The 23,826-nt window shown below is 41.4% G+C and carries 13 protein-coding genes; 2 read left to right on the top strand and 11 right to left on the bottom strand.

Annotated features, from left to right (window positions below; genetic code table 11):
- Positions 1-10: 10 nt before the first annotated feature.
- Together LDL79_RS02420 and LDL79_RS02415 are read left to right on the top strand one after the other, a co-directional pair.
- Positions 11-838: an alpha/beta hydrolase gene (locus tag LDL79_RS02420; protein WP_225599029.1), complete on the top strand. Its 828-nt coding sequence runs from the start codon at positions 11-13 to the stop codon at positions 836-838.
- A gap of 137 nt (positions 839-975) precedes the next feature.
- Positions 976-2,103: an ROK family protein gene (locus LDL79_RS02415; RefSeq protein WP_225599028.1), complete on the top strand. Its 1,128-nt coding sequence runs from the start codon at positions 976-978 to the stop codon at positions 2,101-2,103.
- 71 nt (positions 2,104-2,174) lie between these two features.
- Here the strand turns inward: LDL79_RS02415 and LDL79_RS02410 are convergent, their stop codons facing one another.
- The 11 genes from LDL79_RS02410 to LDL79_RS02360 all read right to left on the bottom strand — a co-directional run bounded on the left by LDL79_RS02410 (position 2,175) and on the right by LDL79_RS02360 (position 23,806).
- Positions 2,175-2,867: an SGNH/GDSL hydrolase family protein gene (locus LDL79_RS02410; protein ID WP_225599027.1), complete on the bottom strand. Its 693-nt coding sequence runs from the start codon at positions 2,865-2,867 to the stop codon at positions 2,175-2,177.
- 4 nt (positions 2,868-2,871) lie between these two features.
- A complete protein-coding gene (locus LDL79_RS02405; RefSeq protein ID WP_225599026.1) occupies positions 2,872-5,187 on the bottom strand; it encodes a GH92 family glycosyl hydrolase in 2,316 nt (771 codons plus the stop codon).
- A gap of 20 nt (positions 5,188-5,207) precedes the next feature.
- Positions 5,208-7,499 carry a GH92 family glycosyl hydrolase gene (locus tag LDL79_RS02400; RefSeq protein ID WP_225599025.1) on the bottom strand — a complete coding sequence of 764 codons (2,292 nt, stop codon included), beginning with the start codon at positions 7,497-7,499 and terminating at the stop codon, positions 5,208-5,210.
- A gap of 41 nt (positions 7,500-7,540) precedes the next feature.
- Positions 7,541-9,712 (bottom strand): beta-L-arabinofuranosidase domain-containing protein, encoded by a 2,172-nt coding sequence (locus LDL79_RS02395; protein ID WP_225599024.1) that lies wholly within the window; start codon positions 9,710-9,712, stop codon positions 7,541-7,543.
- A 27-nt stretch (positions 9,713-9,739) separates the two neighbouring features.
- Complete coding sequence (locus LDL79_RS02390) at positions 9,740-10,714, bottom strand: glycoside hydrolase family 43 protein (protein ID WP_225599023.1); 975 nt, start codon at positions 10,712-10,714, stop codon at positions 9,740-9,742.
- 256 nt (positions 10,715-10,970) lie between these two features.
- A complete protein-coding gene (locus tag LDL79_RS02385; protein WP_225599022.1) occupies positions 10,971-12,419 on the bottom strand; it encodes a Gfo/Idh/MocA family protein in 1,449 nt (482 codons plus the stop codon).
- A gap of 11 nt (positions 12,420-12,430) precedes the next feature.
- Positions 12,431-14,722 carry a GH92 family glycosyl hydrolase gene (locus LDL79_RS02380; RefSeq protein ID WP_262903809.1) on the bottom strand — a complete coding sequence of 764 codons (2,292 nt, stop codon included), beginning with the start codon at positions 14,720-14,722 and terminating at the stop codon, positions 12,431-12,433.
- A gap of 174 nt (positions 14,723-14,896) precedes the next feature.
- Positions 14,897-15,586 carry a DUF3823 domain-containing protein gene (locus tag LDL79_RS02375; protein WP_225599020.1) on the bottom strand — a complete coding sequence of 230 codons (690 nt, stop codon included), beginning with the start codon at positions 15,584-15,586 and terminating at the stop codon, positions 14,897-14,899.
- Between the two features lie 18 nt (positions 15,587-15,604).
- On the bottom strand, positions 15,605-17,485 hold the full coding sequence (locus tag LDL79_RS02370; protein ID WP_225599019.1) for a RagB/SusD family nutrient uptake outer membrane protein: 1,881 nt from the start codon (positions 17,483-17,485) through the stop codon (positions 15,605-15,607).
- Positions 17,486-17,497: 12 nt separating this feature from the next.
- A complete protein-coding gene (locus LDL79_RS02365; protein ID WP_225599018.1) occupies positions 17,498-20,638 on the bottom strand; it encodes a SusC/RagA family TonB-linked outer membrane protein in 3,141 nt (1,046 codons plus the stop codon).
- A gap of 663 nt (positions 20,639-21,301) precedes the next feature.
- Positions 21,302-23,806: a glutaminase domain-containing protein gene (locus LDL79_RS02360; protein ID WP_225599017.1), complete on the bottom strand. Its 2,505-nt coding sequence runs from the start codon at positions 23,804-23,806 to the stop codon at positions 21,302-21,304.
- Positions 23,807-23,826 lie beyond the last annotated feature (20 nt).

Raw genomic sequence — 23,826 nt, 5'->3', positions numbered from 1 at the left:
AGCAATTTTTATGAGGAAATTAGTCGGATTTTTTATCGTTGTTCTAAGCTTTTTAGAACCGGTTGTGGCGCAGGAAATCAGCTATAAAACAATTGAAAACATCAATTACTACCCTAAAGCACTTCAGCAATCTGACACCTATCTCGCTTCACAAGCGCGTCTTGATATTTACTATCCTGAAGATAAAAAAGATGTTCCGGTGATTATTTGGTTTCACGGCGGCGGCCTCACCGGCGGATCTAAAGAAATTCCGCAAGCTTTAAAAAATAAGGGCTACTGTATTGTTGGTGTAGGGTATAGGCTTTCTCCTAAAGTTAAAGCTTCGGTTTGTATTGAAGATGCTACTGCAGCCATCGCCTGGACGTTTAAAAATATCGAAGCCTATAATGGTGACTCCAAAAATATCTTTGTGAGCGGACATTCCGCAGGAGGATATTTAGCCTTGATGAGTATTATGGATAAAAGTCGTCTTGCTAAATACGATATCAATGCTAATGATGTCGCGGGATTGATACCGTTTAGCGGGCATACCATTACTCATTTTACCATTAGAGCAGAGCGAGGTATTCCGGGAGAACAACCCATCGTAGACGCCTATGCTCCGCTTTATTTTGTACGGAATGATGCGCCGCCTACACTCTTGATTACTGGCGACCGAGAACTGGAAATGTTAGGGAGGTATGAAGAGAATGCCTACTTCTACCGAATGATGAAAGTCGCAGGACAGCAACACATAAAACAATACGAAATGCAAGGCTATGGACACAATATGACGCATCCTGCTTACCCCTTGTTATTGAGCTTTGTAGCTGAAAATTCGGTCAAATCTGAGCAATAAATACAGATTAAGAAGAAGTTTTTAAAGTTATTACTGAATCTAATAGAAATGTTCTTAGTAAAACCTTTTAGTTATCGTACTTTTGCAGGTTCACCAGGGACGGTATTATTAATAGTTTTTAGAGTACCAAACAAAGAATGAAGAATATTTACGAAGATGAACGGATTGTAATGACGCTTGATGCAGGAGGAACTAATTTTGTTTTTTCGGCATTGCAGCGGGGAGAAGAGATTATTCAACCTATCACATTACCTTCTAATTCAGACGATTTAGAGCGTTGTCTCAAAACGATAATTAAAGGATTTGATCAGGTAAAAGCCCAACTCAACGGGCGGCAGCCTGAGGCGATCAGTTTTGCATTTCCGGGACCTGCAGATTATAAAAACGGAATCATTGGTGATCTGGTGAACTTACCTGCCTTTAGAGGTGGCGTGGCTTTAGGACCTATGCTTGAGGAGATTTTTGAGATCCCAACGCTGATCAATAACGATGGAGATCTGTTTGCTTATGGCGAAGCGGTAGCGGGAATGCTTCCGTTTATTAATGAATCACTGGCAGCAGCAGGAATAAGCCGCACGTATAAGAATTTGATTGGCATTACCTTAGGCACCGGTTTTGGTGGTGGTATTGTGGTGAATAACCAGATCTGTTTAGGTGATAATTCCGCTGCTGGCGAAATCTGGCTCACCCGAAATTACATTAAGCCAAAAACCGTAGTTGAAGAAAGTGTGAGTATTCGCGCCATTCAGCGTGTATATGCTGAGCAGTCAGGAACAACCGAATTGATCTCGCCTCGTGAGATTTATAAAATTGCAAGCGGGGAGAAGGAAGGTAATAAACAAGCTGCGATCAATGCTTTTGAAGAAATGGCAACAGCAGTGGCAGAATCTCTGGCCAATGCACTAGCGCTTATAGATGGTCCTATCGTAATTGGTGGCGGCATTGCGGGAGCTTCAAAATATATTGTACCTAAGATTATTGAGCATCTTTCGGGCTGTATTTATAATTTAGAAAATGAAGGTATGCCTCGTGCGATTTCAAAGGTTTTTAATATAGACGATCCTGCACAACTGAACGCTTTTACGGCTGATTCTGAGTATGAGGTTAAGGTGCCCTTTAGTACAGCAAAAGCGAAATACAATAAAGAAAAACGCATAGCTATCGGCATTAGTAAATTGGGCACAAGCACATCTGTGTGTCTCGGGGCTTATGCTTTGGCGCTAGATTATCTAGACAAGAAAAATTTGTATAAAGAGCTGGTGTAGAGCATTCACCAAGACATAAAAAAAGACCTGCTTTATTAAGCAGGTCTTTTTGTTGATACTATAAGCAGTATTTAGTCCTTAAGCGCTTCATTAATTGCTGTTAATGCCAGCGGTTCCATTACTTGATAACCTTTATCTGTAGGATGCACACCATCATAAGAAAGTGCTTCGGGAAGACCATTAACATCATCTACCATTTCAGAAAAGTAATCCAGATATACCAGGCCTTTTCCTTCGCAGTAGTACTTCAGCATCGTATTCAATTCTAAAATAGGACCTACGGAATCAACTTCAGGCTTCCACGGATATTTTGCCGCAGGAAGAATAGAAGAAATAATAGGGACAATGCCGTTGGCTTCTGCCAGTTCAACCATTGAAACCATATTGTCAAAAATCTGCGCTGTGGTCATCGGTCCGGTATTTCCGGCGATATCGTTGGTCCCGGCAAGAATGACTACCGCCACGGGATTTAGATCGATCACGTCTTGTCTAAAACGCAACAGCATCTGAGGCGTGGTCTGACCGCTAATTCCGCGACCGATGAAGTTATTCTTGGTAAAGAAATCAGGATCACTATTTACCCAACCTTCGGTGATGGAGTTGCCCATAAAGACCACTCTGTTTTCTTTTGCATAGACTGAATCTACCTGTGCATTGGCTTTGGCGTAGCGCTTTAAATTAGGCCAATCTTGTGCCTTTGACTTAAAAATACTACCCCAAACCATAAAAACTATACATACCGAAAGTTGGACAAATTTGCTCATAAACTTAGTTATAAAGATTCTTATTAGGTTTTCTACTCATATAAAAAGTAAGCGTTCCACCGTTCATTACCTGATCGTGCGTGATGAATGGTTCGGTAAGTTCTTCACCGTTCAGCTCTACCTTGCGCACGTATACATTCTTCTCAGACTGATTTTTAGCTTCAACCTTAAAGGTGTTTCCGTTATCTAAGTTAAGGGTTGCTTCTTTAATCGCAGGGCTTCCTAAAGCATAATCTACCGATCCCGGAGCTACAGGATAAAATCCTAAACTACTGAATAGATACCAGGCACTCATTTGACCAAAGTCGTCATTACCGCTCAACCCATCAGAACCGGTCATATACTTTTGCTTTAAGATCATTCTGATCTTGTCCTGCGCTTTGTAAGCATCGTCTGTCCAGTTGTATAAATAAGCCACGTGATGCGAAGGTTCGTTACCATGTACATAGTTCCCAATGATTCCTTCACGTGAAATATCTTCGGTATTCTCAAAATACTTGTCAGGCAATTCCATTGTAAATAACGAATCTAAATGCGTGCTGAATTTTTCTTTTCCGCCCATAAGATCAATCATCCCTGCAGGATCCTGAGGAACGTATAAACTGTAGTTCCAGCTGTTTCCTTCAATAAATCCTTGACCGTGCGTGTTCAAGGCGTCAAACTCTTTTTTAAAGCTTCCGTCGCTCAATTTAGGACGCATAAATCCGATAGATTTATCATACACGTTTTTCCAATAGGTAGAACGCTCGATAAATTCTTTATAGATTTCGTCACGGCCTAATTTCTTAGCGGCTTGTGCGATCGCCCAGTCATCGTAAGCATATTCTAAAGTTTTTGATACCGAAGCACCACTTTTATCTTCAGGAACATAGCCCATATCAATATAGTCACCAATACCGTCAAAATAACGAACGCGTGCTGTCTCTACACAAGCGTCTAAAGCAGCATTCTGATCAAAATCCGCATTGCCTTTTACAATAGCATCTGCTATTACTGAAGCTGAATGATAACCGATCATACACCAGTTTTCATTAGCATAATGCGACCAGATAGGAAGCATATGGTGTACACTTTGTTCTTGATGTACCATCATAGATTGCACCATATCCTGATTGCGTTGTGGCTGCAATACATTGAATAAGGGGTGCAACGCACGATATGTATCCCAAAGCGAAAAGCTTGTGTAATTAGTAAAACCATCGGCCTCGTGCACATTGCGGTCAAGTCCCATATATTTTCCGTCTACATCCATATAAACGGTTGGGCCTAAAAAGGCATGATACATTGCGGTGTACAGATTTACTTTGTCAGATTCTTCTAAAGTCTCTACCGTAACTTTTTGCAATTCTTTGTTCCAGGTGTCGCGAGCTTGTTGCTTTACAGCGTTAAAATCCCAACCCGGAACTTCTGCTTCCATATTCTTTAGCGCACCTTCGGTACTTACAGGCGATAATGCCATTTTAACCTGAATCGCTTCATTTTCTTCCGTATCAAAATCGAAATACAGTCTCAGGTCATTTCCTGCCATTTGTGGGAAGTTATGCTCCTGATCAAAACGGCCCCAGAATCCGCGATAAACTTGTCCCTTTAGTTTTTCCTGACCATAACTCTTAAAGGCTTTGCTGAACGTCATTGCAAAATAAACCTTACGCGTACGCGCCCAACCGCTGGTTTGGCGATATCCGGTAATAGTCGAATCGTTCTCTACGCGAACGATCGTCCACACATTTTTCTCATCATAATTGTAGATTCCTGATTTTAGATCGAGAATAATGTGCGCTTGCTCACTCTTTGGAAACGTATACTGATGCACACCCACACGTGTGGTGGCTGTCATTTCGGCTTTAATGCCGTAATCTTTTAAATTAACGGAGTAGTAGCCTGCTTCAGCAGTTTCTTCATCGTGAGAAAAGCGTGAGCGATAACCGCTGTCAGGATTAGCTTCGGTTCCCGGATTGAGTTGTAGGTTTCCTACCGTTGGCATTACTAGGAAATCACCCAAATCAGAGTGACCGGTTCCGCTAAAATGTGTGTGGCTGAATCCAACAATAGTTGAATCTTCATATTGATAACCGGCGCAGTATTTATAAACGTCAGGGTTGTAGCGCCCATTAACCGCATACGGAATCGTATCAGTATCCGGGCTTAACTGAACGCTGCCAAAAGGTACTGTTGCACCGGGATAGGTGTGTCCCATTTTTGCAGTCCCGATCATCGGGTCTACATATTTGGCAAGGTCTTCTTGTGCTTGGGCGTTAAAAACACCAGCCGCAAGTAAACTTGCGGCGGTGCATAAACCCTTTAATGTAATTCGTGTCATGTGTTTAAAGGTCTCTGTATTTATTCGTTAGAAAGTGAATACGGGTACGCCGATTCTTTAGTTCCTCGAGATTTGTTAGGAGTATCGCTCATTTCATAATCAATAGTGGCTCCTTTCATCAATTCTTCGTGGCTTAACCAGTTTTTGTTATAGGTCTTTCCATCAACTTTCATCGATTCAATATAGCGGTTTTCATCGCTATTTTCTGGAGCTTTGATCACGATCTCTTTTCCATTCTCTAAATTGATCGTCATATTTTTAAATAAAGGAGCACCAAGAACGTACTGGTCTGTAGCAGGAGCAACAGGGTAGAAGCCCATTGCAGAGAATACATACCACGCAGAAGTTTGCCCATTGTCTTCGTCACCGCAATAACCATCAGGAGTTGCCATATACATTCTGTCCATCGTTTCACGCGCCCAGTATTGTGTTTTCCATGGAGCACCGGCGTAGTTGTATAAATAGATCATATGCTGAATAGGCTGATTACCGTGCGCATACTGTCCCATATCTGCGATCTGCATTTCACGAATCTCGTGAATCACACCACCATAAACGCTTTCGTCAAAAATAGGAGGCATAGAAAATACAGAATCTAATTTCTTAACAAACTTTTCTTCTCCACCAATTAAGTCGATAAGTCCTTGTACATCGTGAAATACAGACCAGCTGTAATGCCAGCTGTTTCCTTCAGTGAAGGGGTTACCCCACTTGAACGGGTTAAAATCTTCTTGCCAGCTACCATCTTCATTCTTACCACGCATTAAGCCGTAGCTAGGATCAAAAAGATTCTTGTAGTTCATACTACGCTCTTTATAGATTTCGATCTCTTTTTTAGGCTTTCCGATCGCTTTTCCGAATTGATAGATCGCAAAATCATCATAAGCATATTCTAGTGTTCTTGCGGCGCTTTCATTGACACCAACGTCATAAGGAACATAGCCTAGTTCGTTGTAATACGGCGCACCAGCGCGACCTACAGCGGTCATAGGACCTTCGTTATTCGCACCATTTACTAGCGCTTCCCAAAGGGTTTCAGTATCATAACCTCTCAAGCCTTTAATGTACGCATCAGCAACTACAGAAGCCGAGTTGTTACCTACCATAATATTGGCATAACCAGGGCTAGACCATTCTGGTAACCAGCCACCTTCTTTAAAATCATTGGCAAGACCTGCTTGCATCTCTTTGTTGATCGATGGGTAAGCCAAGTTTAAGAATGGGTAAAGCGCTCTAAAAGTGTCCCAGAAACCGGTACCGGCAAACATATATCCCGGTAAAATCTCACCGTTATACGGGCTCCAGTGTACGATCTCATCCTTAGCATTGATCTCGTACATCTTATTAGGGAAGAATAAGGTTCTGTATAAGCAAGAGTAAAACGTTCGCACCTGATCAATAGTCCCGCCACCAACATCAATGCGGCCTAGTTTTTCATTCCAAAGTGCTCGTGCGTTTTGTTTGGTAGTTTCAAAATCGGTATCACCAATTTCGCGTTCCAAATTCAATTCGGCTTGTTCAAAACTGATGAATGACGAAGCAACTTTTGCATTCACTACAGTTTCTTTTTCCGTTTTAAAACCAACGATCGCTCCGGCGTGATCTGCTGTCATTTCAGCTTGACCTTTTGCCAGCGTATCATTTTGCCAAGTATTTACATCGCTAAAAGGTTTATCAAACTTGATGACAAAATAGTTCTTGAAATTGGTCAATTTACCACGGGCGTATTTTGTGGTGTAACCAATGATCTTGTTTTCTTCCGGGATCACTTTTACATAAGATCCTTTATCAAAAGGGTCGATCACTACATAAGAGCTATCTGCTTTAGGAAAAGTCATTTTAAATTGTGCAGCGCGTTCTGTAGGTGTAAGCTCAACCGTTACATTGTGATCTGCTAAGTACACTTTGTAATAGTACGGCGTAGATTCTTCCGCTTTATGCGAAAACCAGCTTGCGCGATCATCTTGGTTAAATTTCAGTCCTCCGGTTACCGGCATTAATGAAAATTGCCCGTAATCATTCATCCAAGGCGATGGCTGATGGGTTTGCTTAAATCCACGTATTTTATCTGCATTGTACGTGTATGCCCAACCGTGTCCCATAGGTCCGGTTTGTGGTGTCCAGAAATTCATTCCCCACGGCACAGCCACGGCAGGATACGTATTTCCATTTGATAATCCCGGGCTTGAGTCGGTTCCCATAAGCGGGTTAACATAGTCTACAGGGTTTGGTACTTCTTCTACCAGCGTTTCTTGTGCTTGCGTGGCAGTGATTAGCAATGTGGTACACAAACCTAAAAGTAGTTTTTTCATAAGCTTCAATTTGCGATTAGTGTGTGTTTAGAGTGTATAATTTATTTAGTAGGCTCCCAAGTGGTTGCTGCGTCGCCTTCACCGATCACCGGAAATGCACTGATGCGTAAACGCGCTGCGCCCATAGGAATTAATTCAATATCTTCAGCCAGTTCTGTAGATTTTACAGGACTTGGCTGCAATTCGCCTGCAAGACCGTATTGATCAATCGTCCATTGTGGAATGCGTTTTCCTTTTGCTTTGATCACAATAGGAGCAGCATCAACTGTAAATGGATAATTGTCCTCTGGCCACGACTTAGTTTCAATGCTGAACGAATCTTCAAGATGATCTTTGTCTAAAATTAAGCCATAATTCCACGGCGAGGCCGGATGAATCTCAAAAGAAGGCCATTTTTCTACATCGGCATCTTTTTGCCATTTTGAATCCCAAACGGCGGTTTGCGAACTGTTTTTCGTTGGGTATTCTTCTTCTATTTTAAGCGAAAAAGTAAGCGGACCGTAATCGAGACTTACACTGTTATTATTGGCTTCCCAGGTTCGTAAGCCTAATTCCTTCGGAAGGGTTAACGTAATGGTGTCACCGTCGTTCCATTCGCGCTCAATACGTAAATAAGTATTTGCTGAAGGATTTGCGTCAAGAGCTTCACCATTCAATGCTACCGAAGCATTCTTAGCCCATGCCGGAATTCTAAAGTATAATGGGAATTCAACAGCTTCCGCAGTGTTTACGGTAAAGTCTAAACTTTCTGTAAATGGGTAGTTTGAGTCATTAGTTACCATCACTTCTTTGCCATCGCTCACTTTTGCCGTAACCGAACCTGCAGCGTAAAGAACAGCTGCAAGACCGTTATCTGGCGTAGCCATAAACAGATTTTCGGTAAAATAGGCCCAGCCTTGCCCGTGGTTATGCTGGCAGCATCTTGAACTGAACGGGTTCATCATTAAAAACGGACCCGAATTCGCAATCCCCGGACTGTGGTTTGCATCATCATTCAACACCATATTGGGGCTAGTGATGTAGCGCAACGATCTAAAATCTGGCATTAACGCAGCTGGGTAGGTGTTAAAAGCTACCTCTTCAGCGTGGTCTGCCCAAAAAATATCACCGGTAATGCGCAGCAAATGCTCGTCGCTGTTCATTTGCTCTACCATTCCGCAGGTTTCAACTCCTTGACGCGGATCGCTATAGCCGGGACGTGCATTTTCATCGGCACCAAACATTCCACCTGGCACCTGACCAAAATAATCTCTTATGATCTTAAAGTCATCATAGGTGGCTTGCAGATCTTCTTCGTTTTTACTTAACTGATAATATTGCGCCGGTTCTCTAAAACCTTGTGCAATATTTACATTATGCCAATCAACCAATTTGCTAAACCAGTCTGGAAATTCCATTCCTTCGCGGGTTTCTTTATGGTTGTGAATTTCGGCTAAAGTATTGTCGCGCTTCGACCAGTCGGCATTTGTGCGGTGTAGTTTTTCGGCTAGATCCAGAAGGAATTTATCTCCTGTACGATTATACAACCAGATCACGCTATAAAGGTTATCACCACCGCGCAAGGTTTGCCAATAATGTACACCTGAAAGCATTTTATCATCAGGTACACTATTTTGATACTTGAAGTATTTGGTCATCAAGTCGATCACACGCACATCCTGAGTTGCCTCGTAATACGACTGCAGGCAATACAGCATAATCATATTAGACCAGAAGTCTTGAGAGCCATCGCGATCTGAAAACATTTTAGGCCCAAAGTTGCCATCTTCGCGCTGACTTTTCAGCGCAGCTTCAAACCAAATTTGTGATTCTTTGATCATCGAAGAATCTTGCAAAATATAGCCGGTATTCGCATAGCCTTTTAACCAGTAAGGGACTTCTTCCCAGCCCCAGGCACCGGTGCCATCATCAGATAACCAGGCATTGTCATCTTTTTGTAACCACGCGCTGATCTCGCCAAGATTGCCCATAAGGCCATCGGCTTGACGTTGCAGACTTTCTTTTAGCCAGCTTCCCGGTTTGATTGCACCTAGCGGAAGTTTGATCAGCGCACTTGGAGCAAGCGGAGCGCGATTGCTTACATAATTTGTATTTGTTGTCGCTACCGAAGGCTTATCTACAGTAGTTATGTCTATATTTTTATTTTGAGAATCATCACAGGAAAGTAGCAATAGGCAACCTGCAAAGAAACTCAGTAGATTATATTTTTTCATTTTAGTTGTTTCTGGTGGTGTGTCCGGTTAGTCTAGGGGGTGAGCCTGGACGCCTTCATTGGTGATCTTAACGGTTTTAATACGGCCGTTTTCGTCAAAATACATTCTGTCAATACAGGTTTCTCTAGAGTTCTGATCGGTCTCATCTAAAGGTCTGCGGTGATAGACCATATAGTAATCGTCAGAATCTTGAGGGTGAATTACACTATGATGCCCGGCACCGGTAGCAATCTCCGGATCTTGCTGTAAGATCTTATCTTCTCTTTTAAAAGGGCCAAAAGGAGAATCAGAAATGGCATAAGCGACACTGTAATCAGGACCGGTCCAGCCACCTTCAGACCACATAAAATAATACTTACCGTCTTTGATAAACATAAACGGACCTTCAACATAACTTTCTGGAGTGATTTCTTTGAAGATCGTGCCGTCATCAAAAGGAATGAAGCCGGTGAAATCATCATTCAATTTAGCGACGTTACAATGTCTCCAACCTCCATAATACAAGTAGTACGAGCCATCTTTATCTTTAAACACAAATTGATCTATAGGCTGTGCACCGTTATGAAACTTGTCAATTAAAGGTTTGCCTAAATAATCTTTAAACGGACCTTCAGGAGAATCACTTACAGCGACTCCAATTCCACCTAATTCATCATCACTCTGAATATCATTAGCTCCAAAGAACAAATAATACTTATCATCTTTTTTAATGATGGAAGGCGCCCACATTGCACGCTTAGCCCATTTTATTGCCGAAGTATCTATAATGCGTTCATGCTTTGTCCATTCGGTGAGATTGGGCGAAGAGAATACATCTAAAAATACTTGTTCTTCATACGGAGCAGAATAAGTAGGGTAGATATAATAGGTATCATCAAAAATGATCCCTTCAGGATCTGCATACCATCCCGGAAAAACAGGGTTGTTGTTAGCCACTTCTTTTTTTTGAGCACAGCTGGTGAAAAGTGCCGAAAGAAGTAAAAGCGTCAAAAGTTTTTTCATAATTCTAAATTGAGGTTCTAAATATAATACATACAATAGTAAAACGTTTTAGTAGTGTTAAGAATTTTTAAAATTTTATTGGCGGGTGCTCAAGATTAAAGAGTATGAGATTTGCCAAATGATAGTTTACTACGTATTTCTTTTTGAGATAAAAAAATCTACTTTCAAAAACCTTGTAAAGGAAACGAAGGTCCAGAAAGTAGATTTCCTGTTCACAATCAGCTGTGTTGCTTCGGTGGGTATTAGCTTCTATATATTATAATTTCCACCCTTCGCGGTAATTACGCTTCACGAATTGATTTGCTTCATCAAAATTAGTTACACGCATATTTTCTGCGTCCCAAAGCATTTCAATATAGCGCCCCGGGTATTCTACGTTTCCATTTTCAAGTTCCTTGCGAATGTCAAAACCTCTTATGGCGAGATTGGCAATCAATAAGGTCTCTGTAAGTGGTCCTGCAACGCTAAACGGCGAACTCACTTCTTTTTTGCCGTATCCGGCAAGAGCAGCTTCTACCCATTGCTTGTAGTGACCGCCTGCACCGCCGGGTACACGCTCATATTTTTCGGCAACTTGAGTGCGTTCTGTTTTTGAAGTAGGTAATAGTTGTGGATTTTCAGAATAGGTACCACACATCATTTTTCCTTTAGTTCCAACAAACAGCACACCATTACCGCCGTCTCCAAAGACTTCGTTTGGACCCAATTCTTCTGGGCGAGCCGGCTGAATACCGCCGTCCATCCAGTGTAATTTGATGTCTCCTTTAGTTTTGTCAGTTTTTGGGAAGGTCATTGTAACGTGACTTGAAGGTGGGCAACTCTCAGGGAAATAACCGCGCTTGAATTCGTCTACATACACACTTCCTACGCTACATTGCACATCTTTAGGGTATTTTAGGTTAAGCACGCGCACAGGAACTTCAACCAAGTGACATCCCATATCGCCTAGAGCACCGGTACCATAATCCCACCAGCCACGCCAGTTGAACGGTACTAAGCCGCCTACATAATCTTTATAAGGAGCCGTACCCAACCAAAGATCCCAATCTAGTTCGCTTGGGACTGCTTCAGGCGTTTGTGGCCAAGGAATTCCTTGAGGCCAAACCGGTCTATCTGTCCAGCAATATACTTCTTCAATCTCACCAATCAAGCCGGCATCAAACCACTCGCTCATTAAACGCGTACCGTTGTTTGACGCTCCTTGGTTACCCATTTGTGTGACCACTTTGTATTTATCTGCAGCTTCGGTAAGCTGGCGCGCTTCATAAATATCGTGGGTCAGGGGCTTTTGCACATAAACGTGCTTGCCCATTTCCATAGCAGCCATCGCTTGAACTGCGTGATTATGATCTGGTGTAGAAACAGAAACAGCGTCAATCTTATCGCCTTCTTTTTCAAGCATTTCGCGATAATCTTTATAGTATTTCGCTTTTGGAAAACGCGCTCTTGAGTTAGCAGCTCTACGATCATCAACGTCGCATAAGAACGCGATTTCTGCCAAACCAGAATCGGCAAAACTTTTAATATCACTTTCTCCTTTTCCACCTACACCTATACCGGCAACAACGAGTTTGTCACTAGGCGCAGTAAAACCTACACCTCCTAATACGTGTCTGGGTACAATAGAAATACCTAAAGAAGCTATAGAAGCCTTTTTAATAAAGTCTCTTCTTTCGGTAGAATGGGAGTTCTTTTTTTGTTTCATGTTTTTGGTTTTTAATATTCTGTGAGTGAAAAAGGTTTATCTGTATTCTGTATGCCACGTTTCTTATTTGGTGTAGCACTCATTTGAAGGTCAAAAGTACCTCCGTCTAAAAGTTGTTGATAAGTTAAGTAGTTTTTTGAGAAAGCGCTTCCGTTAAGTTGAGCTGAATTGATGTAAACATTCTGTTGTGAATTATCTGCGGCATTAATGGTGAATGTTTTTCCATTTTCAAGAGAAATGATTGTTTTCTCAAAAACCGGACTTCCTAAAACATATTCGTTAGTTCCCGGGCACACACTATAAAATCCCATCGCACTTAAAACATACCAAGAAGAGGTTTGACCTTGATCTTCATCACCGGGATAGCCGTTTTCTGTATAATTATATAGTTTGCGCATTACTTCACGGGATTTTTGCTGGGATTTCCAGGGTTGACCCGAGTAATTGTATAAATAAATCATATGTTGAATAGGCTGATTTCCGTGAGCATATTGACCCATTTCTGCCATTTCCATCTCGGTCATTTCGTGAATTTTTCCACCATAGGTTCCTACGTGAACGGTATTAGGTACCGTGAAAACAGAATCCATTTTAGCGTTAAAACGTTCTTCTCCACCCATTAAATTGATAAGACCTTTGGGATCTTGAAATACTGACCACACGTAGTGCCAAGCATTCCCTTCAGTAAACGGGCCTCCCCATTCATAAGCATCAAAATCAGGAACCCAGGAGCCGTCAGCTTTTCTGCCACGCATAAAGCCTACACTAGAATCCCATACGTTTTTGTAATTATACATTTGGCGACCAAATACATTCTCATAAAATGTATTGTTGGTCATTTTTGCCAAATTATATCCGCAAAAATCATCATAGGCATATTCTAATGTTTTAGCAGTAGCTTCACCATATTTAGGATAGGGCACATAACCCAACGTATAATATTCCTTATGACCGTGACGACCATTCGCCGGGCCCCACGGACCTTTTTCTGTTGCTTCGTGATAATAGGCTTCTAAAGCTTTTTGAGGGTCAAAGGTGCGTATGCCTTTTGCCCAGGCATCTGCAAATAGGGTGATAGCATGGTTGCCTATCATACTCCCGGCTTCACTAGGGAAGGACCAAGAAGGCAACCACCCGCATTGCTCGTAGGCATCTAAAAGAGCGGAAACATACCTGCCATGCATCTCAGGATAAAGAAGCGCATTAAGCGGAAACTGTGCTCTAAATGTATCCCAAAATCCGGTGTCAGTATACATATATCCCTCGTGCACTTTGCCATCATACGGACTAAAGTAATAAGGTTCTCCGGCTTCATTGAGTTCATAGAATTTACGAGAAAATAAACTCGCTCTAAAAAAGCAAGAATAAAAGGTTTTCATATCCTCTTCAGAGCCACCCTCAACTAAGATTTTACTTAGATGCTCATTCCAGATTTGTTTAGCAGCAGCCTTAGTAGCCTCAAGATTTTTAGCTTTACCTAATTCATTATTCAAATTACGTCGCGCTTGCTCCCGACTGATGTACGAAGAGGCAATTTTTACCTGCACATCAGCACCATTATTAAATTGAATATATGCTCCTTTACCTTTGCCTTCTGTTGAGGTATTGCTTTCTTTTTTAGCACCATTTGTGTTATCCCAAGTACCAAAAGCCTTAAAGGGCTTGTCAAACTCGATGACAAAAAAGTTTTTAAAGTGCTCAAAACGCTCCATCCCTCTGCCATTATGTACGTATCCTGAAATGCGTTTATTTTTTTGATCGATCTCAACACCGCTAATTCCTGTATAGCCGTCGAGCACTACATAAGATTTTTCATTTTTAGGGAAACTGAAACGCATATGAACCCCACGTTCTGTAGGTGCCATTTCGGTATTTACTCCGTTATCAAGATTTACTTGATAGTAATAGGGCTTCGCAGTCTCGTCATTATGGCTAAATCCAGATTGCCTATCATTCTCATTTAACTTTAAGCTTTGAGTTACCGGCATTAAGGAGAATACTGCATAATCGTTACTCCAGGAACTGCATTGGTGCGCTTGTTGAAAACCGCGTATGGTTTCTTTAAAATATTGATATTTCCATCCGTCACCATTAGGACCTGTTTGAGGTGTCCAGGTATTCATCGCAAAAGGAAGCGCTGTAGTAGGGTAGGTGTTACCTCGGGTAAGTTCAAATTTAGAATTAGTACCTTGAAGCGTGTTTACGTAGTCTGATAAGTTACGCTGTGCTATTATAGGCTGATATAAACTCAAACCAAAGAGCAGCAGGCTAAGAAAGAGTTTTTGTATTTGTTGTTTAAACACTTGCATTATATTAAAAATAAGCGTTTCACTATAACGTTTGAAATATTTTAATGGTTCAATATAAGTAAAACGTTTTACTTTAGTTTAGATTTCTTAAGTTAATTTTAATATTTAATAAAGGAAGCCCGAAAATTGCTTTACGGACTTCCTTCTCAACTTCAACTAAAAAAGAATTTACAGGTCTAATTTTTGAACCGGGCTAAAAAGCATGTCTTCTACGCCTACGATCTTAACTCCAATGCGAGCAAAAATATAAGGCTTGGCATAGCCTTCAGGTAAAGCGGTACTGCCGCTAAGGTTACCAGAACCCACGGTCATATCACTCCATACCCTATGATAATCTCCGTTATTAGAGACTTGTTCTGTATCGTTAAGATATAATCTGGCAAACTCAATAGCTCTTGCATCTGCGTCTGTAATGATCTGATCGTAATTGGCAGCGGCGTCAACCGCAGTGCTGCTTGCGCTAAAGGTCTCGCCACTAAGCATATAGTAGGGCAGCACCTCAATATCCATTTCAGTATTTCCGCGTAGCGAAATAAAAATAGTATCGCCTTGTTGCTCGTTCACTTCATAGGCTTTAAACGGTCCTTGACCATTTATGAATTTCAGTTTATAATCCCCGTCAAAAAAGCGTCCACTAAAAGAACCATCTAGATCCAGATGCATATCTAGTGGAGCTAAGGCTCCAAAACCGGGTTGAAAGAGCTGAAAACGTACTTCGCGCGCACCAACTTCAATAGGCTCCCCGTTGTACACGATGTTTCCGGTGAAAAAGGATTCCGGCTCGTCATAGTTGTCAATTTCGCAGGATGCAAAGAGCAATGCTGTCGCTGCTAAGTATATATAATTTGTGATTTTCATAATCTTAGGCTTTTAAAATTATTGATTAGGATTTCTAACAATCAATGGGTTGTTGTTTAAAATTCCTGCTCCGATCTCTGAGTAGTAGTTCCCGAACTGAAAACGATCTGCACCGGTAACGCGATTTGGCTTTACGATCTTGTAGATATAGGTACCGTCATTAGCATCTCCCGGATTGTAATATTTATAAGGCCAAAGTCCGAAAGGTTGCGTAAGTCGCTTGGTCGCATCTCCTATATTATCGGTTATTGTAGCAGCATCCATAGGAGTACCATCAAGCACTTCGTGAGCAATTCTCCAGCGTTTAAGGTCGAAAAAGTGTAGCCCTTCAAAAGCAAACTCTACAAAGCGCTCGTGTGCGATACGGTCAAAAGTGATATCTGCAGCGGCAAGATCTGTTGTGATCCCGGCACGACGACGCACCTGATTGAGGTAACCTGCTGCCACACTAGGTTGATTTAATTCAAAAGCTGCCTCTGCTGCGTTGAGCAATACTTCTGCATAGCGATAACGAATGAACCATACGTCACTTTGTGTTCCACGTTGACCCGACCCTGCTTTAGGATCTTGATATTTTCGAATATAAAAACCGGTCTGCGCTGTAAATTCTAATCCGTCTATTGGTCCGTCAAAACCTACGACCTTCATATCTGTGCCCATCACTTCTTTTTGTTGTCCGCGAGAATCGCCGCTGATGATGGTTCCGTCAGCGAGTTGAATACCTGCAAAAATGTCTACTTCACGACCCTTAAATGAAGAACCTGGCACTATTACCGTCCCCATTAAACGTGCATCTCTATTGGCAAAAACTCCTTCTGGCGTATCGTAATAAATAGGATTTCCTGAGGCATCCTCAATAGGTAGCGGTGCATACTCACCGTCTAACGTTTCAAAAGACTGCACTAAACTCAGCGCCGGATTGATACGACCACCTTCTTCTTCTTCGGCCCCATATCGTGGTTGATTGGCAATAGTAAAGCCGTGTACTTTACCGCTTTGCAGTTTGTAGTCTTCGACAAAGATCGCTTCTGGATTATTGGATTTATCATAAAAAATACTTGCGAAGTTTTCAGACAGATCAGGCTTTTTCTCATATAGTGAATAATTGCCTACTTCGCCATTAATAATCGACTGAGCAGCACTTAGAGCAGTAGTGTAATATTCTTCTGCTCTTGATACGGGAATACCTACTTCACCACCAGGTAACGATACCTGAGGTGTGCTCGCTCCATATCTAGCAATAGAACCGGCATATAAGGCGGCACGAGCCTTCATGGCGAGAACAGCACCTTTACTCGCTCTTGATTTTGTATTTACATCAGAAGGAAGATCTGCTAAAATCGCATCAGCCTCACTGATTACAAAGTCATAAAGCGCAGCTTCGGTCTCACGTGGATGTTGTAAATAAGTCGCATCTCCACTAAAGTCATAGGTTTCAGATTCAAGAATAAGCGGTACGCCTCCCATACGTTTTACCATAGTAAAATAGTAGGAAGCTCTTAAAAACCGACCTTCAGCAGCAAATCGTGCTTTATCTGCGGGATCTAAAGCCTCAGAAAGCTCAAGACGCTCAAGAAAAAGATTCATTTCTCTTATGTAACCATAGTCCCAAGTTCCCCAATCACCGTAGCCGTAGCCTCCGTTTTGAAAATAGCCATATCTACCGGCTTCTGACCAGAAGGCAACATTAAATTGCGCCAGAGAAGACCAATCTTCTACAGTACCAAAATCATAATAGCGATTGTATAGGTCGGCTAATACTGATAGTACGATATCTGGACTGCCAAACGCTTGATTCTGAGTTAAGATATTAGAAGGCTCGCGATCTAAAAATTCACTATCTGAGGAACAACTGCCCAGCAGAATGGGAATTATTAAGAAATATATATATTTTTTCATTGCATTCATTTTTTAAAGTGAGATGTTGACTCCTACGTTTACAAATTTGTTTTGCGGATACTGTAACCCATTATCATCAGATATTTCTGGATCTACGCCAAATTCAGCAAGATTATCGATAGAGAAGAGGTTGTATGCGTTAACATAAAAGCGCGCTCTCGAAACATTGATTTTTTCAAGGAAAGTGTCTGGTAGCGAGTAACCTAACTCTAATGTTCTGGCTCTGATATAAGTGACATTATGCAACCAAAATGTAGAATTTTTGTTGTAGTTACTGTGGCCGCCATCATTGAAGCGCAATGCAGGATATTTACCCGGAATCCACTCACTGTTTGGATCAAACGGATCTGCACGTCTCCAACGATCAAGAAAAATTTTGTTTAGCGCACCATTATTTTGGTAGGCCCAGCGTTGTTCCCAGCTTTGGTTCCAAGAGTATCCTGAGGCACCAGAGAAATCTGCTCTTAAGTCAAAGCCTTTATAGGCCGCAGAAAGACTGAACCCAAAGTTGATCAACGGGTTGTAATTATTATAGCCAATTGGGGTTTCATCATAACCATCTATACGGCCATCACCATTAACATCCTCATAAATAATGTCACCAGGTAGCAAGGTGCTGTTTCCGCGACCGTCAATATCAACAGGGTAGTTGTCAATCTCTTCTTGAGACTGAAATTGCCCTAATGCTGTGTAGCCCCAGAAAATTGTATTGTATCTGTTTTCTGAAGATGCACGGTACCGCTGATACGAGTTATCAAAGCGAGGCTTATATGATTCTAAGAATTTACTTCTTGAAATAGAAGCATTACCTGAAACATTAAAGGTCACTTCACCAAAATTTGTAGCGTAGGATAATGCTCCTTCAATACCATATTGAGCATCAGAGTTTACGTTTTCATCAGGAAGACCATAACCTAATTCATTTGGTATAAGAATGTCATATTTACGTCCTCTTAGCCCCGTACGCTTTCTGTAGAAGTAATCAACAGAACCAGATAGCTTAGAGTCAAATAGATAAAAATCAGCTCCAATATCTGTGATCTTACTCTTAAACCAAGAGATGTTTGTGATAGGCTGCCCTTTATCACGGCTAGCGATCACAGGGTTTCCATCTAAAATAGCTACGCCTTGATTGTAGTTATACCCTGTTAAATAATCATAAGGCCCAATACCAATATTATCATCTCCGAGGATACCATATGAACCTCTGAATTTTAGGTTATTTAAAACGCTGTCATCACCTATAAGGTCTTTAAAGAATTCTTCTTCGGTGATTCTCCAACCTGCTGATGCAGAAGGGAAATACCCCACGCGCTTGTCTGGTGCAAATTTCCAAGAGGCATCGCGTCTCGCAGAAACTTCTAAATAATACTTGTCTTTATAATTATAGTTTAGTCGACCTATGTATCCTATTCGTGCTTCTTCATTATCAGAATCATCGTAAGCATCAGTGTCTGAAAAATAAATTAGAGGTAGCGTATTTGTTTTTGGAACGGCGTGTACCCATTGCTCTTGAAACCTTGCTTCTTGTCTCTCAACAATAAACAGCCCTTCAACAGAGTGGTCTCCAAATTTACGTTTGTACTGTAACTGCCCTTGATAAATATTTCTCAAGACCTTGCGGGTTCTGCGTTCCCTCCAAGGGTTTGAACTTCCACCAGTTACATTATAGACATCATTCTCAGGATCGTAAGTGTATGCATCGTAAGTGTATTCATGACCATTGAGTACGCGGTCTGCAATATAGTAAGAGTACATTCCTTTTGCTTTTAAACCTTTTACACCGGGAATGTCATATTCTGCAGAAAAATTGGTTTGTAGTACGCGCCAAATATCTTCTGCATAACCACCTATTTTAAAGTTGTGTAATGCCCAATTGGTCTCATTATGCCCTATATCGTTAAGATACTCCGGGTTGTCATTAGCATACGGACGCTCAAATGGGCGATTACGCAAAATTGCAAAACGAGGTAGCCAGTAGTCATCGGCTCCGGGAATACCAGGATTTTTACGCGTCTCTACGCGGCCATTGATTTGTACACCAACCTTAAGACGGTCTGTGATATTAGCGTCAACATTACTCTGAATATTACTTCTTTTAAAAGTAAACTCATCACCTAATACCGACTCCTGATCTAAGTGAGTCGCAGATAAATAATAGCTGATGTTTTCAGAACCTCCGGTAGCACTTACGTTTACGTTGGTAAGTGGTGCATTTTTCTTGATGATAAAATCTTTCCAATTAAAGGATTGATAGCCACGCTCTTCACCAATTCGGTATTTTTCTAATTCTTCAGGAGTGATTCCTGTTGAGCCATACTGGTTGACTTCAGCTTCAGCCTTACCTAACATCCATTGATAAGAATCGTTTACTGTCTCAGGAAAACGAGACCAGTTTTGCCAGCCTACATATGCATTAACATTGACCGTATTTTTAACTCCTTTACGTCCTTTTTTTGTAGTTACTACAACTACACCGTTTGCGGCACGAACCCCATAAACAGCAGCTGAAGCATCTTTAAGTACTGTAATACTTTCAATATCGTTAGGAGATATGTTGTTAAACTGACCTTCATCTTGCTGAATACCATCAATTACATAAAGAGGAGTACCCATATTACGTATCTGAATTGAAGCACTTGCTCCGGGGCGTCCGTCATTCATACGGAAGCTAACCCCAGGTATTTTACCGGCTAATCCAGAACTTACAGTAGCGCCACCGTGCACTTTCTCTAGATCTTCGCTGGTTATAGTTGCAATAGAACCGGTGATCGACTTTTTATCTTGTGTAGAATATCCGGTTACCACAACAGCATCTAAGCCGGCAATATCCTCTTCAAGTTGCACATTTATTTGGGTTTGCCCGTCAACAGCTATTTCTTTGGTTTTAAAACCTACATAGCTAAATACTAGGGTAGCATCAGGTGCAGCACTAATGCTATAATTTCCGTCAAAATCTGTGGTGGTTCCCCGCGTGGTCCCTTTGACCAAAATGGTTATGTAAGGCAGTGGTCCTGCGGTTTCTCCTGCAGCGCTTACATTTCCTTCAACAGTGATATTTTCCTGTGCGTATGTATTCTGTAAACACAAAACGCCTAGAACCAACATCAGCAAGGGATGCCATTTAATCGAGTTCAGTAGAAGTTTTTTCATTGAGTTTCATTTTTGTGTGAATTAGTTTTTAAAATTTCTGATTGTTAAAATTTTAAGAGAATAACGCGTTACGATATCGATATCGTAATGTTTGACGAATGTATAAAAACGTTTTATCTGGTATAAATATTAAAAGTAAATTTTACGTTTAATATGCAATATTGACGCAAATAGTGATGTTTAAGACAATTTGTAGTTACAGCTGTAAATCTTAAATGGCAATTAGGTTTTATATTGAAACTATAACGTTTGAATTTATTGAGTGCAAAACAATTCATTTCAAATGCTATGGTATTTGTGTCAACGGTGGGTGAGCACATTTCAAAACCTGATCAATTGTTAATTTTTTTAGGAGTTTCCTGATTTTTTTGATGAAATCGTAATTGCGGTAATCTTTTAAGTAATGGAAGACGCTTTCTATTGTCATCGTACTCCAAGCTAAAAACTTCCTTTTGTGAGAAACTAAGGTGAAATGTTCATTGTCATCCTTACGCGTACACTATTAAGAAATGCTTCAGTGCTAATGGGTTTATCATCTTATGCTTAAGAGATTTTAGTACTGCGCTATACTACTTGTTTAGTAAACAAATACATTCCGTTTTGGGTAGAAAAAAAGCGGAGTTGGTGAGACTCCGCTTCCATAGTATTAACGCTAATTAAATACTACTTGCTCAATTGTTCCTCTTTGAGCATTTTAATAAAATAACCACCTACTACAGAGCGGGCTTTAAAACCAACTTTGTGTGCATCAGTGGTCTCGTGCCAGTCAGAAAGCGGCACACGGTCTGGTGTGGTATTAGCAAATTCCCAAACCGGATCAATTAGTGCATTGAAGTCGGCTTCATTATCAGCCAAAGTTGCCGTCCATAAAATCCAGTCAGACTTCGTGTAGGTTTTACGGCTGTCTAATGGTAAACCGTAGTCTTCTTGTTTGGTTAGATAATAGGCGATTTCTGTTTTATGAACGTCTTCATCAAAAATATTCAAGCCCAGAATCTCATCCCAAACCAGATTGTACTTCTGGCTCCAGGTGCCCTCGCTTTCAAAAGCCAAGGTATAGTGATCACCGTCTGCCGCGATGTTCTTCCAATTGCCAGCCATTTCTTTAGCGGCATTGGTATACTTTTCAGCTGTTGCAGTATCTCCCAGCATCTCTGCAAGTTTCCCGTAAGAGGCAATGGCCATTATCGCTTTTACCGAAAGGTTAGCATTACGCGCTAAATGACCGGCAAAATCATCTGTTGATAATTGGTTGGCTGGGTCAAAACCACTTTGCATCAGGTAATCTGCCCAGGTGGTAAGCGTTTCCCAGTGCGCTTTAGCATATGCTGCATTGCCTTCTACTTGAGCGATTGCTGCAGTGAGAATAAGCATATTTCCTGCTTCTTCTACCGGCATATCTTCTCCATAGGTTTGACCTAAAGCAATAGGGTAAGTTCCTATATCGTGCGCCGGAAATGGCTTTTTCCATTTTCCGCTTTCGCTGTAGTAAAAGATTCCATTGAGCATTCCTTTAAGTAAATCTGGATTATAAACCAGAAATAGTGGAGCAGAAGGGTAGGTAACATCCACGGTATTGATCGAACCGTTGCTGTTGTTTTCTTTAGATAAAAACAAAATATCACCATTAGGCGCTTCTACGAGAATATGAGCCGCAATGGCTTGGCGGTAAGCGGCAACACAAAGATCTGCGTATTTCTTACCACCTGCAGCTAACGCATCATCGTACAATTTCTGATCAAAAGTTTTGACTTTATTGATCACGCCGTTGTAATTAGCATACGCTTCAGCAAGCTCAGCATTCATTGTTGCACCATCTTTAGACCACCACGGTTTAAGGCTGGTTCCAAAATAATTCACCGCTTCGAGTTGATCATAACCAATCATAAAAACTTGTTCTGCGCCCTGTGCATCAATCTTACCAAGATCTGCAACGGTATTCAGGATAAGGTTTTTACCGGTTGTCTCAGCATCAGTATCCTGTATACTTCCGGTAGCAAAAGCTTCTAATCCTTTGGCAGCCGGAGAAACATATTGCTGTACATTTTCAGCAGGAGCGGCAACGTATAAATATCCCCAATCAATACGTAGGTCATCTCCTTTTTTCTCTAATACCGGCTGCGCGACTGACCCTGCTTTCAATACCGAAAGCCCTTCGTTTTGATATTCTGAAACTTCCACCTCTTGCACCGGTTGGTTGATCGCAATAGCAGAAGAAGCTCCCAGATATACCTTGGCTTGTTGCCCTTCTGTACCTGCGACTTTTACATTGATGTATGAAATAGGTCTACTATAGATCTCAAGATCTTCGATCAATAGCGGAGAGGTAAATGTCACATTTACCTGAGTTCCATCGGCGTCAAAAACATATTCGGTTTGATTTGCTCTAAAAGCCACATCAATCTGTTTTGCTTTTTTGACGATCGAGTTGGTTTGCGTTTTGGCTTCAGTCACCAATCCGGCGTCTAAAAATTGTCCGCCCGCGGTGTTGCGAATGTGAATCGCAAGTACATTCCCTTCCGTTTTGAGCGTTTGCATCGCTTCTTCAGGAATAGGCAGATACTTGTAGCTGTTTTGCCAGCCGTTGATATCTGCGATTTGCACCCCGTTAAGCCATACTTTTACGTTATCATCATGGCTTAATTTTAGATACAAACTTTCTAGATCTGTAGTTTCCAGATCAAAGCTGCGTCTGTAATACAAGTCATCTGTATTCCACACCGTTTTAGCCATACTTTCATTATCACTGAAAGGTGCTTCTCCGGTTTTCCAAGCAGAGGCATCATAGCTGGTGCTGATCCAATTTTCATCAGGTTTACTTTCTGAATAGCTAACGGAATAGGTCTCTTCATCTGAAGCCGGAAGGATGGTCTCATAAACTTTACTCTCGCTTCCTAAAAATTGATAAAACTTATCATCTAGCTGAAGCACTCCGGTGAGGGCGTGGTCTCGTTCGGTCCAATGCTTAGTAGGGCTAGCATTAAGTTCGTCGCCCATAGACCAAATGCTCAAATAAGGATCGTGGGTAATGAGCGGGTAGGCCGGTGCGCGCAACGAAGCGCTGGCGACATTTACATCGTTTTCGTTTTGTGCTGTGGCTTCCTCTTCTTTGCACGAAAATACAAAGAGGCACAGAAGGCTAAGCATCAATAAACTGTTTCTGTTCATAGTTTAAAATTTAGTTATTC

This window comes from Leeuwenhoekiella palythoae, assembly GCF_020310025.1.
GTDB lineage: Bacteria > Bacteroidota > Bacteroidia > Flavobacteriales > Flavobacteriaceae > Leeuwenhoekiella > Leeuwenhoekiella palythoae.
This window is presented reverse-complemented; position numbering and strand designations above follow the sequence as displayed.